This is a genomic window from Lutimaribacter marinistellae (genome assembly GCF_042648365.1).
Taxonomy (GTDB): Bacteria; Pseudomonadota; Alphaproteobacteria; order Rhodobacterales; family Rhodobacteraceae; genus Lutimaribacter_A; species Lutimaribacter_A marinistellae.
This window is the reverse complement of record NZ_JBHRXI010000017.1, coordinates 253,638-266,733: the sequence shown is the minus strand read 5'-3', so window position 1 is coordinate 266,733 and position 13,096 is coordinate 253,638. Positions and strand designations below refer to the sequence as shown.

15 protein-coding genes are annotated in these 13,096 nt (G+C 62.7%); 7 read left to right on the top strand and 8 right to left on the bottom strand.

All coding sequences use genetic code 11. From position 1 onward, the window contains the following. Nucleotides 1-3: 3 nt before the first annotated feature. The 3 genes from ACFORG_RS17780 to ACFORG_RS17770 form a co-directional block, all read right to left on the bottom strand. On the bottom strand, nt 4-1,083 hold the full coding sequence (locus ACFORG_RS17780; RefSeq protein ID WP_386736879.1) for an efflux RND transporter periplasmic adaptor subunit: 1,080 nt from the start codon (nt 1,081-1,083) through the stop codon (nt 4-6). Beyond that, the gene (locus ACFORG_RS17775) at nt 1,067-1,678 is read right to left on the bottom strand and encodes a TetR/AcrR family transcriptional regulator (protein ID WP_386736878.1); all 612 of its coding nucleotides are present in this window, start codon (nt 1,676-1,678) and stop codon (nt 1,067-1,069) included. Before ACFORG_RS17775 ends, ACFORG_RS17780 begins: the two co-directional genes overlap by 17 nt. 471 nt (nt 1,679-2,149) lie before the next feature. Beyond that, nucleotides 2,150-2,638: a GatB/YqeY domain-containing protein gene (locus ACFORG_RS17770; RefSeq protein ID WP_386736877.1), complete on the bottom strand. Its 489-nt coding sequence runs from the start codon at nt 2,636-2,638 to the stop codon at nt 2,150-2,152. A gap of 150 nt (nt 2,639-2,788) precedes the next feature. Here ACFORG_RS17770 and ACFORG_RS17765 point away from each other — a divergent pair, with 150 nt between their 5' ends. The 3 genes from ACFORG_RS17765 (at nt 2,789) to ACFORG_RS17755 (ending at nt 6,445) form a co-directional block, all read left to right on the top strand. After that, the gene (locus ACFORG_RS17765) at nt 2,789-3,247 is read left to right on the top strand and encodes a hypothetical protein (RefSeq protein WP_386736876.1); all 459 of its coding nucleotides are present in this window, start codon (nt 2,789-2,791) and stop codon (nt 3,245-3,247) included. 87 nt (nt 3,248-3,334) lie between these two features. Continuing rightward, nucleotides 3,335-4,489 (top strand): glutamine-hydrolyzing carbamoyl-phosphate synthase small subunit, encoded by a 1,155-nt coding sequence (gene carA, locus ACFORG_RS17760; RefSeq protein ID WP_386736875.1) that lies wholly within the window; start codon nt 3,335-3,337, stop codon nt 4,487-4,489. A gap of 75 nt (nt 4,490-4,564) precedes the next feature. After that, complete coding sequence (locus ACFORG_RS17755) at nt 4,565-6,445, top strand: glycosyltransferase family 2 protein (RefSeq protein WP_386736874.1); 1,881 nt, start codon at nt 4,565-4,567, stop codon at nt 6,443-6,445. 3 nt (nt 6,446-6,448) lie between these two features. Here ACFORG_RS17755 and ACFORG_RS17750 read toward each other — a convergent pair whose 3' ends face one another. Next, nucleotides 6,449-7,099 carry a GntR family transcriptional regulator gene (locus ACFORG_RS17750; RefSeq protein WP_386736873.1) on the bottom strand — a complete coding sequence of 217 codons (651 nt, stop codon included), beginning with the start codon at nt 7,097-7,099 and terminating at the stop codon, nt 6,449-6,451. Between the two features lie 101 nt (nt 7,100-7,200). Here ACFORG_RS17750 and ACFORG_RS17745 point away from each other — a divergent pair, with 101 nt between their 5' ends. The 3 genes from ACFORG_RS17745 to ACFORG_RS17735 all read left to right on the top strand — a co-directional run bounded on the left by ACFORG_RS17745 (nt 7,201) and on the right by ACFORG_RS17735 (nt 9,472). After that, nucleotides 7,201-7,845: a pyrimidine 5'-nucleotidase gene (locus tag ACFORG_RS17745; protein WP_386736872.1), complete on the top strand. Its 645-nt coding sequence runs from the start codon at nt 7,201-7,203 to the stop codon at nt 7,843-7,845. Nucleotides 7,846-7,958: 113 nt separating this feature from the next. Beyond that, nucleotides 7,959-8,207: a hypothetical protein gene (locus ACFORG_RS17740; RefSeq protein ID WP_386736871.1), complete on the top strand. Its 249-nt coding sequence runs from the start codon at nt 7,959-7,961 to the stop codon at nt 8,205-8,207. Nucleotides 8,208-8,275: 68 nt separating this feature from the next. Further along, complete coding sequence (locus ACFORG_RS17735; RefSeq protein WP_386736870.1) at nt 8,276-9,472, top strand: UbiH/UbiF family hydroxylase; 1,197 nt, start codon at nt 8,276-8,278, stop codon at nt 9,470-9,472. 76 nt (nt 9,473-9,548) lie between these two features. Here ACFORG_RS17735 and ACFORG_RS17730 read toward each other — a convergent pair whose 3' ends face one another. From ACFORG_RS17730 to ACFORG_RS17720, 3 genes are all read right to left on the bottom strand, one after another. Next, the gene (locus ACFORG_RS17730) at nt 9,549-10,676 is read right to left on the bottom strand and encodes an aminotransferase class V-fold PLP-dependent enzyme (protein ID WP_386736869.1); all 1,128 of its coding nucleotides are present in this window, start codon (nt 10,674-10,676) and stop codon (nt 9,549-9,551) included. A gap of 73 nt (nt 10,677-10,749) precedes the next feature. Further along, nucleotides 10,750-11,208, bottom strand: a complete 459-nt coding sequence (locus ACFORG_RS17725) for an Lrp/AsnC family transcriptional regulator (protein ID WP_386736868.1) — start codon at nt 11,206-11,208, stop codon at nt 10,750-10,752. Next, nucleotides 11,205-11,660, bottom strand: coding sequence for an Lrp/AsnC family transcriptional regulator (locus ACFORG_RS17720; RefSeq protein WP_386736867.1), 456 nt, complete (start codon nt 11,658-11,660; stop codon nt 11,205-11,207). The genes ACFORG_RS17725 and ACFORG_RS17720 overlap by 4 nt, the downstream gene beginning before the upstream one ends. A 132-nt stretch (nt 11,661-11,792) precedes the next feature. Here ACFORG_RS17720 and ilvC point away from each other — a divergent pair, with 132 nt between their 5' ends. Then, the gene (ilvC, locus tag ACFORG_RS17715; RefSeq protein ID WP_386736866.1) at nt 11,793-12,815 is read left to right on the top strand and encodes a ketol-acid reductoisomerase; all 1,023 of its coding nucleotides are present in this window, start codon (nt 11,793-11,795) and stop codon (nt 12,813-12,815) included. A gap of 34 nt (nt 12,816-12,849) precedes the next feature. On the opposite strand, the gene ACFORG_RS17710 is transcribed toward ilvC, so the two are convergent. Further along, nucleotides 12,850-13,071, bottom strand: a complete 222-nt coding sequence (locus ACFORG_RS17710; RefSeq protein WP_386736865.1) for a hypothetical protein — start codon at nt 13,069-13,071, stop codon at nt 12,850-12,852. Nucleotides 13,072-13,096: the final 25 nt, after the last annotated feature.

The window sequence follows — 13,096 nt, the reverse complement described above, 5'->3', positions numbered from 1 at the left end:
CCGTCAGTCCCCGAAGCCGGTAAAGCGACGCACCCGCGCGCCATCGTCAAGCTGCTCGGCCCCGCTCACGACGATCTCCTGCGAGGCCTGCAGACCCGCGACGATCTCGACCGTGCCGCGATTGGTTGGCGCTATCTCGACAGCAGTGCGCGTCACCCTGCCCTGATCGGCTCCGGCGGGCTCGAACACCATGACATATGTCTGCCTGTCATTCCCGATGACGATGGCCGAACCGGGAACCTCGATGCTCTGCGCACGGGTTCTAACCGTGGCTGTGACCCTTGCAGACGAACCCGGAAGCACTTCGAAATCCGGCGGCATGGGCATGCCAAGCGTGATCCGGTAGGTCTGACCAATCTCTGCGGTTTCGGCGTTGAATTCGCGTAGTTCGAGCGGAAAGGACTCGTCACTCGCCGGGAATGTGGCCTGCAGGGAAATGTCAGGATTGCTTCCTACGCGTTGAGCCAGCATTTCGGGCACGTCGATGTCGATCCTCAGTTCTGACATGTCATGCAGCCGAACCACCGGTGTACCCGCTTCGACGGTTGAGAAATTGGGAACGAGCCGGGTGGCTACGATGGAATCGAACGGGGCGTAAAGCGTGGCATGCTCCAGATCGCGTTCGGCATTCCTGACCGCAATGTCGGCCAGGGTCAGAGTGGTCCGCGCATCCTGCAGGCTGGTTTCCGCGACCGAGGATCCGGCAAGCTGTTCAAACCGCACGACGGTACGGGCGGCCTGCTCCTCCTTGGCACGCGCCTGCTCGAACGCAAGCTCGAAAGGTTCCAGATCCATCTGTGCGACAACAGAGCCTTTTGCGACGGTGGCCCCTTCCTGAACCGGGAACGCGACGATCTGCCCTCCCACCTGAAAGGCGAGATCCACGGTTTCACGCGCAACGGCCTTGCCAAAAAAGATCCGCCGAATCTCGGCCCTTCCGGCGCTGACTTCGGCAAGCTTGACGGTCGGCAGGTCTTCGGCGGCAGCCAAAGGACCTGTCCAGGAAAAGGCAAGCGCCGCCAGGATCGCCAGGGTCGACTTGTGCTGGTGGCCCTCTGCGTTGGCCTTAATGCCCTTGCGCATGTCTGCTCTCCTTCAAAGGTGTTTTGTCCGGCCCGTCTTCCGATGCGGCACCCAGACAGAGGAGCCTCAGTGTTCGAAGTTGCCTGATGAGGTGCGCCCGGTCACGCGCATGGATGCCGGCAGACTTTGCCGCGCGCTGCACAAAATCAGACAACTCGTCGATGCTCAGCCCTGCCCGACGAAATGCTGCCTCGTGCGGGGTCAGGATTTCCGCGATCACTGCACGAAACCTGCTGGCCGAGGCTTCCAGCGCCTCCGCGCTGACGGCGTTGACCCCGTCGATGAAATCCTGCGCATGGGGCATGGCCTGAACGGTGTCATAGCCATCGATCACCATGCATTGAAACACAAGGTCCAGCTTTTCGCTCAGGCTCGCCCGGTCAGGCATGGCCTGTGCGATCTCTTCGATCGCGATGTCGGTGTAGTGCCCGATGAGACCACGCAGGATATCGTCCTTGTTGCGGAAACGGTTGTAGAGGGTTTGGCGAGAAACACCGGCCTCTTCGCACAGATCGCTCATGCTGGTCCGTTTCACCCCGTTGAGGGAGAACACGCGCAAGGCGGCGTCAAGTATCCGTGCCTCTAGGTCATTCATCCAGATTGTCTTTCGACCGTCTTTTCGGCTTTGATTTACAATTTGACCCATTCTGTCAATATGTAAATCGTCCGCTTGTCGCACAGCGCATGGCAGCTATTCTCGAAACGGTAACTGAGCGGCATCCGTCACTCGATCGACAGGCCAGACCAAGGCGGGAATCGCTCCGGCCTGAACCCACGGCTTCTAGAGCATCCGAATGCCGGCGGCCGGCTCCTCTTCGATCTTGTTGCCGTGCTTCACGACGGTGTACCCACATAACCTTGGCGCCAACTTGATCGTTGCGATGTCGGGGTACTGTTTCGGCAGGTTGACTACGACAGCGTTGAAGCGCACCCTCGGGCATCGCGACACGCCAGTCGAACACAAGAACACCGCCTGATAGCGGTGCAAGCATGTGACGATCATGTTCAATGACTTAGGGCCGAGCCGCGATGCGCCCCGCCCCCACAAAGGCCTCGAGCGGCCGAATTAAGCGCAGGGCGACTGCCCCGCGCAGAGGTGATCCTTTACCCGCGGGCCGACCTTGCCGAAATCCATGCGCCCGGAGTAGCGCGACTTCAACTCGCCCATCACCTTGCCCATGTCGCGGATGGAACCTGCACCGGTGGAAGAGATCGCCTCTTCAATGGCGCGGTCCACTTCGCTCTCGTCGAGCTGGCGCGGCATAAACTCCTGGATCACCGCGATCTCCCGCTCCTCGCGCTCAGCGAGGTCGAGACGACCACCTTCTTCGTAGGCGCGTGCGCTTTCGCGGCGCTGCTTCGCCATTTTGCCGAGGATATCGAGCACTTCGACATTGCCACAACCGGGCTTTTCCTCGTCGCTCGCGGCACGGTTTGCAATGTCGCGATCCTTGATAGCGGCATTGATCAGGCGCAGGGTGGACAGTCTTTCTGCGTCCTTATCCTTCATGGCCTGCTTCAGCGCCGCAGATATCTGCATTCGCAAATCGGTCATCGGTATCGTGTTCCCCATCTTCACGAAACTGTACACGTATCTCCGGCAACCAACGAAAACAAGGCCGAATCGGGTCCGGTGTTTATCGGCTGCGTGACTCGTGATATGTTTGCGACGTTTTGTTCGCGTTCATTTTTCGAGGTATTCTGCATGGCCCATCCCCCGAACTGCCGCCTGGTGCTTGCCGCCGGACTAGCCCTGGCAACCGCAAGCCCCGTGGCAGCCGATCCGACATTTGGCGTCGGCCTGACATTCGTATTTGGTGACGGCAACGGCCCGGGCCTGACGGTCAAGGTCTTTTCGGACGATGAAGAAGACAGCGTGGTCGCCAGCCTGGGGATCGATTACCTGTTCCAGGCCAATCGCTGGCGCCCGAATATCGGCGTCGCCTACCTCGGTGAGGGATGGTATATCGGACCGGACCTTGGGCTGGTGCTCGGAGACGATCAGGCAAGCGTGGGTATCAGCGCGGGCTGGGCCGATACCGAGGCTCCGCCAGCTGCCGCCCCCGCCCCTCCGCCCGGCCCGACACCGAATCCGACACCAACAACGCCGCCAACGGATGAAGGAACCTGCGACCGCTTTACCGAGGATTGCTACGCCGAGTAATAGCAGCCATCCCATGGCGTCGTCGGCTTGACGCCATAGCCGTGGGGTCCTATTGCGGGCCGGACCCCCAGCATGGAGATTGCCGCAATGGTTTCCAGACCGACCGCTTGTCTTGCCCTGGCCGACGGTACGCTGTTTTACGGGCACGGTTTCGGCGCGACGGGCCAGACCGTTGCCGAGCTGTGCTTCAACACCGCCATGACAGGCTACCAGGAGATCATGACCGATCCCTCCTATGCCGGGCAGATCGTGACGTTCACGTTTCCCCATATCGGCAATGTCGGCGTAAACCCCGACGATGACGAAACGGCGGATCCGGTCGCCGCAGGCATGGTGGTCAAGTGGGACCCCACCGAGCCGTCGAACTGGCGCGCCGCCGAACCGCTGACCGATTGGCTGGCGCGGCGCGGCCGTATCGCCATTGGCGGTGTGGATACCCGCCGCCTGACGCGGGCGATCCGCCAGCAGGGTGCGCCGCATGTGGCGCTCGCCCATGACCCCGAGGGGCAATTCGACATCGAGGCGCTGGTCCGCGCGGCGCGCGGATTCGCAGGGCTCGAAGGGATGGACCTCGCCAAGGACGTCACCTGCGCGCAAAGCTACCGCTGGGACGAGATGCGGTGGGCTTGGCCCGAAGGGTACAAGCGGCTCGCCGACCCGGCACACAAGGTCGTCGCGATCGATTACGGCGCCAAGCGCAACATCCTGCGCTGCCTGGCAAGTGCCGGATGCGACGTGACAGTCCTGCCTGCCTCGGCCACGGCCGAAGAGGTCCTCGCCTATGAACCCGATGGCGTGTTCCTGTCGAATGGTCCTGGAGACCCCGCTGCCACCGGCACATACGCCGTTCCGACGATCCGTGGCATCCTCGAGAAAACCGACCTGCCCGTTTTCGGCATATGTCTCGGCCATCAGATGCTGGGCCTCGCCCTCGGGGCGAAAACGGTCAAGATGAACCATGGGCACCACGGTGCGAACCACCCGGTCAAGGATCTCGAGACAGGCAAGGTCGAGATCACCTCGATGAACCACGGTTTCGCGGTGGACGCGCAGAGCTTGCCGGAGGGCGTGGTCGAAACGCATCGCTCTCTGTTTGACGGTTCCAACTGCGGCATTCGCATGGCAGACCGTCCCGTCTATTCGGTCCAGTATCACCCCGAGGCAAGCCCGGGCCCGCAGGACAGCTTCTATCTGTTCGAGCGGTTCGCGGACGCAATGACAAAGCGCAAGGACGTCGCCTGACGCTACACTCGTTAACCATGTATTAACTACCCCCATACAACCCTGACGTAACCAATAGGCGTCAGGGGACACGGGATGAGTGAGCAGAACCTCAGGCTGTTTTCGCCTGCGCCGGCCGCGCAGGCGGGGCGGTCGCGTCTGCCGCTGGGACGATGTCTTGTCGACTCGGGCGTGATCACGCCGCCGCAACTCGTCAGAGCCCTGGAACTGCAACAGCGCATCCGGGCACCGCTGGGCGAGATCCTGATTGCCGAGGGCTGGGCCGAGAAGCCGGACATCATGAATGCGCTGGCCGCGCAATCGGGCCTTCAGCACGCGGATTTGTCTCGTCAACCTCCCGTGCACGCGCTCTTTGGACTTGCGTGCCGCCGGTTCTGGTTCGATCAGCGCGTGGTCCCGTGGGTGCGTATGGGGCCCATGATCCTCGTCGCGACAGAGCGGCCCGACCGTTTCGAACCAGTCAGGCAAGAACTGGCGCGACGCGGCCTGACTGCCGTTCCCGTTCTTGCCCGACGCGCCGATATCGACCACCGGCTCGCCGAACACTACGCCGAAGGGTTGGCGGCAGCGGCCAGCAATCGCGCCCCTGCCGAAATGAGTTGCCGCACATGGACGCCGATCGCGAAGCTGCCCGCAGCTCTAGGCTTGACCGCGTTCTGCCTTGCCCTCTTGGCGATGCCTCTAGCGGGTTTCACGCTGCTCTTCGTGACCGCCGTAATCACACTGCTGCTCTTCTTCGGTCTTCGCCTGGCGGGATTTGTCGCGCATATGCTGTCCCACCATTCACTCTTGGCACCATCGACCCGACCATCGCTCGACTTGCCCGACCGCCCGCCTTGCGTATCGATGCTGGTTCCTCTCTACAGGGAACGCGAAATCGCCGGCGCTCTGGTGGAGCGACTGTCGCGCTTGACCTATCCCAAGGCTCTTCTCGATGTCATACTTGTGCTCGAAGCGCATGACGACGTCACCCGCGCAGCCCTTGCAAGGGCTCGGTTGCCGCATTGGATGCGCGTGATCGAGGTGCCTGCCCATCGAGGTCTGACAACCAAACCGCGCGCGATGAACTATGCTCTCGACTTCTGCAAGGGCGACATCATAGGCGTCTGGGATGCCGAGGATGCCCCCCTACCCGACCAGATCGAGCATGTGGCCGCACGTTTTGCCCACGCAGACGAGGACGTGGTCTGCCTCCAGGGCATTCTCGATTACTACAACCCTCGCAGCAATTGGCGGGCCCGTTGCTTTACCATCGAATATGCCAGCTGGTTCCGGGTCGTCCTGCCGGGCATCGCCCGTCTTGGCCTCGTTGTACCTCTCGGCGGCACGACGCTGTTCTTCAAACGTGACGTTCTGGAAAGGCTCGGCGGATGGGACGCGCATAACGTGACCGAGGATGCCGATCTCGGGGTCCGGCTCTGCCGCGCCGGGTATCGAACCGAGTTGATCGAAACCGTCACCTTTGAGGAGGCAAACTTCCGGACGTGGCCCTGGGTCAAGCAGCGTTCTCGCTGGCTCAAAGGGTTCATGAAAACCTATCTCGTACACATGCGCAGCCCGCGTCGCTTGCTTGCCGATCTCGGCTGGGCGCGGTTTGTCGGTGTGCAGGCCTTCTTTCTGGGAACGCTCGGCCAGTTCCTGCTTGCCCCGGTGCTATGGTCCTTCTGGCTGATCCTGATGGGCCTCGACCATCCGGCTCATGCCATGTTGCCGACTTCCGCCATCCTGGCATGCGCCGCGATCTTCATCGCGGCCGAGACCCTGAACTTCGTCGTAGGCGTGGTTGCCGTTTCGGCTCCGCAGCGGCGATTTCTGCTCCCATGGGTCCTGACCATGCCGCTGTATTTTCCCCTTGGAGTCGTGGCAGCCTACAAGGCGCTGTGGGAATTGGCAGCCGACCCCTTTTTCTGGGACAAGACGCAGCACGGACAGGCCGGAGAGGAAAGCGCGGCCTGACCCTCAGTGCCGCTCGCGCGTATCGGCATCCTGTTTCAGCCGTGTCATGAAGGCGATCGAGATGTGATCCTTGAGCGCCTGCGCCGCACGATCCTCGTCTCGGGCCGCAATGGCATCGACGATCCCCTGATGTTCGGACTGGGCGATCTCTCCCCGCCCCTGCGCAGCCAGCGACGTGGTCGCCATCAACGCCATGGTCCGATGCACGAGGTCCAGTTGCTGCACGAGATAGCGATTATGAGACGCAAGATGGATCTGAACATGAAACCGCCGGTTCGCACGCGACAATGCCGAAGGGTCATTCACCAGCTTGTTGTCGGCGGCCACCATGTCGCGCAGAACGTCGATCTCTTCCTGGGTCGCGTGCCTGGCGGCGAGACGCGCGGCCAGCCCTTCCAGTTCACGGCGCACCACGTACAGCTCAGCCATCTGGTTGTGGTCAAGCGACGCTACGATCAGCGAGCGCCCGTCCCGTTCGAGCAGGCGCTGGGTTTCCAGCCGTTGCAGCGCTTCGCGGATGGGTGTGCGGGAAACACCGAAACGTTCGGCAAGTTCGCTTTCGACCAACCGGTCACCCGGCTTGTAGATGCCGATATCGATCGCCTCGAGGATCATATCATAAGCGTCCTTCTGCGGCGGTCGTGTCTGTGTCATGCCCTGCCTTCCCGTTGCATTCCACATGTTTAGCCGGGCGCCATCAATTCAATCAAGCCCGCCCATTGAAACCGGGGTATGAGAGTCCTAAACCCCTGCCCATGGTAAAGTGTTCTTTCTCGCACGTGTCTCAGTGGGTCTTCGACCTCGACAACACACTCTATCCGCCGCAGATGCGGCTCTTCGACCAGATCGAAGTGCTGATGACGCAATACGTCATGGACCAGCTCAGCGTGACGCAGGACGAGGCCGACCGGCTGAGGCATGAATACTGGCGCGACTATGGCACGACGCTGGCCGGGCTGATGGCCGTTCATGGCATCGACCCCGACCCCTATCTCGTCGCCGTGCACGAGGTCGACACCAGCCACATGACACCCGATGTCGAGCTTGCCGCACATATCCGCGACCTGCCCGGCCGCCGGATCGTCTACACCAATGGTAGCGCTCCGTATGCCGAACGCGTCCTTGCCGCGCGCGGCTTGTCGGGCCTGTTCGATGCGATCTACGGCGTCGAGCATGCCGGTTACCGGCCCAAACCGCACCGTGCCGCTTTCGAGACCGTGTTCGCCGCCGACGGCATCGCCACTGAACGTGCCGCTATGTTCGAAGACGACCCTCGCAACCTTGCCGAACCGCATGCGATGGGCATGCGCACGGTACATGTCGCACCAGAGCCGCTCGAGGCCGAGCATATTCACCACCATACCGACGACCTGACGGCATTTCTGTCACGCCTCGTCTGACCGGGGGCTACGCGGCGCTGACGCAGGGGAGATGCGACCAAATGTGCCTCCCGCGCCGGAGCCACGCAACCTATATGCCCGGTACGCGAACAATACTTACCTTGGAGACACGAATGGCCGCGACCGAGATGCCGCGCCGTCTGCCCTTTTGGCAACGGTTTTTCTTTGCAATCCCCCTCTTCGGCTGGATGGCCCGCGAGGTCGCGTATGGCGACGAAGAGAACCTGTTCTGGGCGGCCATCGCCCTGATTGCCATGTGGGGCTGTTCGATCATGCTGTTCGGCATTCCCGGCCTCTACATCCCCGCCTTGATGATGGTACCCGTGCTTTGGGTGCTGCTGGTCTGCATGGCATGGGGATGACCCCTGACAGGATGTCGCTTGGCGGGCGCGGCCACCGCGCCATATGGTGCCCCTGAACGGAGGGCGCCATGGCCGATACCTGTGATATCCTGATCTCTGGCGGCGGCATTGCCGGACTGACCGCCGCCGCCGCCTTTGGAAGTGCCGGGTTCGACGTGATCTGCGTCGACCCGACTCCGCCCGTTACCGAACGGGACGTCGACGGCGCGGACATGCGCAGCACCGCCTTTCTCCAGCCCGCGCGCGGTCTTTTGGAACGCGCGGGCCTCTGGGACCGGCTGGATTCCCATGCAAGCCCGCTTCAGGTCATGCGCATCGTCGATGCCGGCGGCACACTGCCGGAACCGCGCGTCGTGCGCGATTTCGACGCTTCCGATATCTCCGACCGGCCCTTTGGCTGGAACCTTCCGAACTGGTTGTTGCGCCGCGAAATGGTGGCCCGGCTGGCCGAGCTTCCGAACGTTCAGTTCCGTCCGGGGACCGGGACACGCAGCCTGTTCACCCGAACCGCCGAGGCGCGGGTGGGACTGAGCGACGGCACCCAGATCCGTGCGAAGCTCGTGATTGCCGCCGATGGCCGCAACTCCCCCATGCGCGAAGCGGCCGGGATCGGCGTTCACACGACACGCTACGGCCAAAAGGCACTTGCCTTTGCCGTGACCCATCCGATTGCCCACCAAGACGTGTCGACCGAGATCCATCGCTCGGGCGGGCCGTTCACACTGGTGCCGCTGCCGGATTGGCAAGGGCGCCCCTCGTCCGCCGTCGTCTGGATGGAACGCGGGCCCCGCGCGGTCGAGTTGCAGACGATGGACACTGCCACTTTCGAACAGGCGATGACGGAACGATCCTGCGGCCTCTTCGGGCCGCTTACGCTGGCCTCGCGCCGGACGATCTGGCCGATCATTAGCCAGCAGGCCGACCGGCTGGCCGGGGAACGCATCGCGTTGATGGCCGAAGCTGCTCATGTCGTGCCGCCGATCGGTGCGCAGGGGTTGAACATGTCGCTGGGCGATCTTGCGACACTGCTCGAACTGTCCGAGGCGCACCGCGAAGACCCCGGCGCGGTCGATCTGCTCGACCGTTATCACAAGGCGCGCCATCGCGATATCTCGCTGCGTGTGCAGGGTATCGACATGCTGAACCGGGCCTCGATGTGGCAGGCCCAGCCGCTGCGCGATGCCCGTGCGATGGGGTTGAACGCGCTTTACTCCATGGCACCGGTACGCAAGACGCTGATGCAGATGGGGCTCGGCGTGCGCTAGCCCGCAGGGGGCCGGGGGCGCTGCCCCCGTCGCGGCGTGCCGCGACTCCCCCGGGATATTTCTTGCAAGAGGAAGGTCAGAGGACCGCGTCGAGCGCCCGTCCGAGCCGCGCAATCGTTCCGTCGACATCATAGAGCTTGTCCAGCCCGAACAGGCCCAGACGGAAGGTAGAGAACCCTTCGGGCTCGCCCACTTGAAGCGGCACGCCCGCAGCGATCTGCACGCCCTGCGCGGCGAAGGCCCGACCGCTCTGGACCTCAGGGTCGTCGGTGTAGCTCACCACCACCCCCGGGGCGCCGAAGCCTTCGGCCGCGACCGAGGTTACCCCCTTGGCCCCGAGCATCGCGCGCACCCCGTTCCCCAGCGCCCATTGCGCATCGCGCAGTCGGGCGAAGCCGTAGTCGCGAGTTTCGGCCATCGTGTCACGGAACACGCGCAGCGCGTCGGTAGGCATGGTCGCGTGATAGGCATGGCCGCCGCTTTCATATGCCTGCATGATCTGGCGCCATTTCTTGAGGTCCAGCGCGAAACTGTCGGAACTGGTCTCGGCCAGCCGCGCCTCGGCCCGTTCCGAGAGCATCACCAACCCGGCGCAGGGCTGCGCGCTCCAGCCTTTTTGCGGGGCCGAGATCAACACGTCGACCCCTGTCGCACGCATGTCGACCCAGGCGCAGCCCGAAGCGATGCAGTCTAGTACCATCAGGGCCCCCACCTCATGCGCAGCAGCGGCCATCTGCGTGATGTAGTCATCGGGCAGGATCACCCCGGCAGAGGTTTCGACATGCGGTGCAAAGACGATGCCGGGCTTGTCGTTGCGGATCGCATCCACCACTTCGCCGATTGGTGCGGGCGCAAAGGGCGACGGCGCGGTGTTGCCCGTGGGGCGCGCCTTCATCACAGAGGAGGATGCGGGCAGACCTCCGGCCTCGAAAATCTGGCTCCAGCGGTAGGAGAACCATCCATTTCGTACCACCAGCACCCGCGCGTCGCGCGCAAACTGGCGGGCGACGGCCTCCATGCCGTAGGTACCGCCGCCGGGCACGAGCGCGACGCCATCAGCACCGTAAACCTCGCGCAGCATGTCCGAGATGTCGCGCATCACCTGCTGAAAAACGGCGGACATGTGGTTGAGCGAACGATCGGTGAAGACGACCGAGAACTCCTCGAGCCCGTCGGGATCGATATCGGGGCGCAGCGCTGTCATGGGAAAGGTCCTTGTAAAGGGCGGCAGTATCTCAGGCACTATGGCGCGACGGCACCTGCCCTTCAAGCGTCACTCAGCCCAAGGGGCCCGGTCGCCGTTCCTCGGACAGCAGAACATTGGCCTCGACCTCTCCGGCCCCGGGCAGGGTCATGATCCGCCGCCGCAGCACGCGTTCGAAATCGGCAAGGTCGCGCGCCACCACGCGAAGCCGGTAGTCGTAGAGGCCTAGAATATGCTCAACCGTCTGAACCTCGGGAATGGCCGAGACGGCGCGTTCGAAATCCTCGAGGCTGACCCGGCCCTTGCGTGCCAGTTTTACCCCAAGAAAGACCGTGACACCGAATCCCAGTGCCTCGGTATTCAGCCGCAAGCGCCGTCCCTTGATCGCACCGCCGTCCTGCAATCGACGGATGCGCCGCCACGCCGCCGGCTGCGACAACCCGAACCGGCGACCAAGTGCACTGGCGTTCTGCGTGGCGTCCCGTGCCAGCGCGGCCAGCAACTTTCGGTCGATCTCGTCAAGCTCGATCATACTGGCAAGGCCTCTTCTTCCTTGACACGTGCGATATGCATCAGCGCCTCGATATCGGCAATATGCGGCAGCGTCAGGATGCGATCCCGGTAGAGCTGCTGATAATGGGCCATGTCGCGCGCAATCACCGACAGGCGCACATCGACCCGGCCAAGGAAAGTCTGGATCTCCAGCACCTCGGGCACGTCGCGTGCAGCGGCGAGAAACTCGTCAAAGGCACGCGGTTGCGTCTTGTCCAGGGTGAAACGGAGCGAGACCTCGACCGCGTAGCCTAGCGCCGCCCAGTCGATCACGGCCTCCTGCGTAAGGATTATGCCCGCAGCCTGCATCTTCTCTACGCGCCGCCAGCAGCTTGCCGCGCTGATGCGGGCGCGCTCTGCCAGTTCGGCGGTCGAAAGCGTCGGGTCGGCCTGCAAATGGCGCAGGATGCGGCGGTCGATGTCGTCCAGCATGATTTGTCCACCAATCAGCCAATGGAAGAATGATTTTTCACCACATAACTCATTATCCATGTCGGATCGACTTAAAAACCCAAAACTGGCGGGATAGAACTACCCCAGATCCAAACGGAAAGGGAAAAGATCATGCGCGTTTATTACGACCGCGACTGCGACATCAACCTGATCAAGGACAAGAAAGTTGCGATCCTGGGCTACGGCTCGCAGGGCCACGCCCACGCTCTGAACCTGCGCGACTCGGGTGCCAAGAACCTTGTCGTCGCCCTGCGCGAAGGCTCGGCCAGCGCCAAGAAGGCCGAAGCCGAGGGGCTGCAGGTCATGGGCATCGCCGAGGCGGCGGCGTGGTGCGACCTGATCATGTTCACAATGCCCGATGAACTTCAGGCCGAAACCTACAAGAAATACGTGCACGACAACCTGCGCGAAGGCGCAGCAATCGCCTTTGCCCACGGCCTGAACGTGCATTTCGGCCTGATCGAGCCCAAGCCCGGCGTCGACGTCATAATGATGGCCCCCAAGGGTCCCGGCCATACCGTGCGCGGCGAATACACCAAGGGCGGCGGCGTGCCCTGCCTGGTGGCCGTTCATCAGGACGCGTCGGGCAAGGCGCTGGAACTGGGTCTCAGCTACTGCTCGGCGATCGGCGGCGGCCGGTCGGGCATTATCGAGACCAATTTCCGCGAAGAATGCGAAACCGACCTGTTCGGCGAGCAGGCCGTTCTTTGCGGTGGTCTCGTGGAACTGATCCGTATGGGTTTCGAGACACTGGTCGAGGCGGGCTACGCCCCCGAGATGGCCTATTTCGAATGTCTGCACGAGGTGAAGCTGATCGTCGACCTGATTTACGAGGGCGGCATCGCCAACATGAACTACTCGATCTCGAACACCGCCGAATACGGCGAGTATGTCTCGGGTCCCCGCGTTCTTCCCTATGAGCGCACCAAGGCCGAGATGAAGGCGATCCTGCACGACATCCAGTCGGGCAAGTTCGTCCGCGATTTCATGAGCGAGAATGCAGTAGGTCAGCCGTTCTTCAAGGGGACGCGCCGGATGAACGACGCACACCAGATCGAAGAAGTCGGCGAAAAGCTGCGCGCCATGATGCCCTGGATCAGCGCGGGCAAGATGGTCGACAAGGCAAAGAACTGATCTCACGGGCGGGTTCGACCCCGCCCGTCACATCTCAAGGTTCGGGGCGATTGCTGGCGCGGTCGCCCCATTCCGGGTCGCCGATCCGCGACGCCTCGACCGGGTTCGGGCCGGGACCATCCTTTGCCAGGGTCGATTTCGGGGCGGTATCGTCCTGCATGCGCTTTTCGGTCTTGCGCTTGCTTACGATGGCCCAGATCAAAACCGCACCCGCGGTGACGACGAACAAAACGATGACGAGTGATGATGTTTCCATGTGAACTGCTCCTTTCGAGCGCGTT

Excerpts from the sequence above, each read along its gene's own strand:
- ACFORG_RS17780 (WP_386736879.1), bottom strand. The coding sequence starts at position 1,083 with ATGCGCAAGGGCATTAAGGCCAACGCAGAGGGCCACCAGCACAAGTCG.
- ACFORG_RS17770 (WP_386736877.1), bottom strand. The coding sequence starts at position 2,638 with ATGACCGATTTGCGAATGCAGATATCTGCGGCGCTGAAGCAGGCCATG.
- ACFORG_RS17725 (WP_386736868.1), bottom strand. The coding sequence starts at position 11,208 with ATGATCGAGCTTGACGAGATCGACCGAAAGTTGCTGGCCGCGCTGGCA.
- ACFORG_RS17710 (WP_386736865.1), bottom strand. The coding sequence starts at position 13,071 with ATGGAAACATCATCACTCGTCATCGTTTTGTTCGTCGTCACCGCGGGT.
- carA (WP_386736875.1), top strand. The coding sequence starts at position 3,335 with ATGGTTTCCAGACCGACCGCTTGTCTTGCCCTGGCCGACGGTACGCTG.
- ACFORG_RS17765 (WP_386736876.1), top strand. The coding sequence starts at position 2,789 with ATGGCCCATCCCCCGAACTGCCGCCTGGTGCTTGCCGCCGGACTAGCC.
- ilvC (WP_386736866.1), top strand. The coding sequence starts at position 11,793 with ATGCGCGTTTATTACGACCGCGACTGCGACATCAACCTGATCAAGGAC.
- ACFORG_RS17755 (WP_386736874.1), top strand. The coding sequence starts at position 4,565 with ATGAGTGAGCAGAACCTCAGGCTGTTTTCGCCTGCGCCGGCCGCGCAG.
- ACFORG_RS17775 (WP_386736878.1), bottom strand. The coding sequence starts at position 1,678 with ATGAATGACCTAGAGGCACGGATACTTGACGCCGCCTTGCGCGTGTTC.
- ACFORG_RS17730 (WP_386736869.1), bottom strand. The coding sequence starts at position 10,676 with ATGACAGCGCTGCGCCCCGATATCGATCCCGACGGGCTCGAGGAGTTC.
- ACFORG_RS17735 (WP_386736870.1), top strand. The coding sequence starts at position 8,276 with ATGGCCGATACCTGTGATATCCTGATCTCTGGCGGCGGCATTGCCGGA.
- ACFORG_RS17750 (WP_386736873.1), bottom strand. The coding sequence starts at position 7,099 with ATGACACAGACACGACCGCCGCAGAAGGACGCTTATGATATGATCCTC.
- ACFORG_RS17720 (WP_386736867.1), bottom strand. The coding sequence starts at position 11,660 with ATGCTGGACGACATCGACCGCCGCATCCTGCGCCATTTGCAGGCCGAC.
- ACFORG_RS17745 (WP_386736872.1), top strand. The coding sequence starts at position 7,201 with ATGGTAAAGTGTTCTTTCTCGCACGTGTCTCAGTGGGTCTTCGACCTC.
- ACFORG_RS17740 (WP_386736871.1), top strand. The coding sequence starts at position 7,959 with ATGGCCGCGACCGAGATGCCGCGCCGTCTGCCCTTTTGGCAACGGTTT.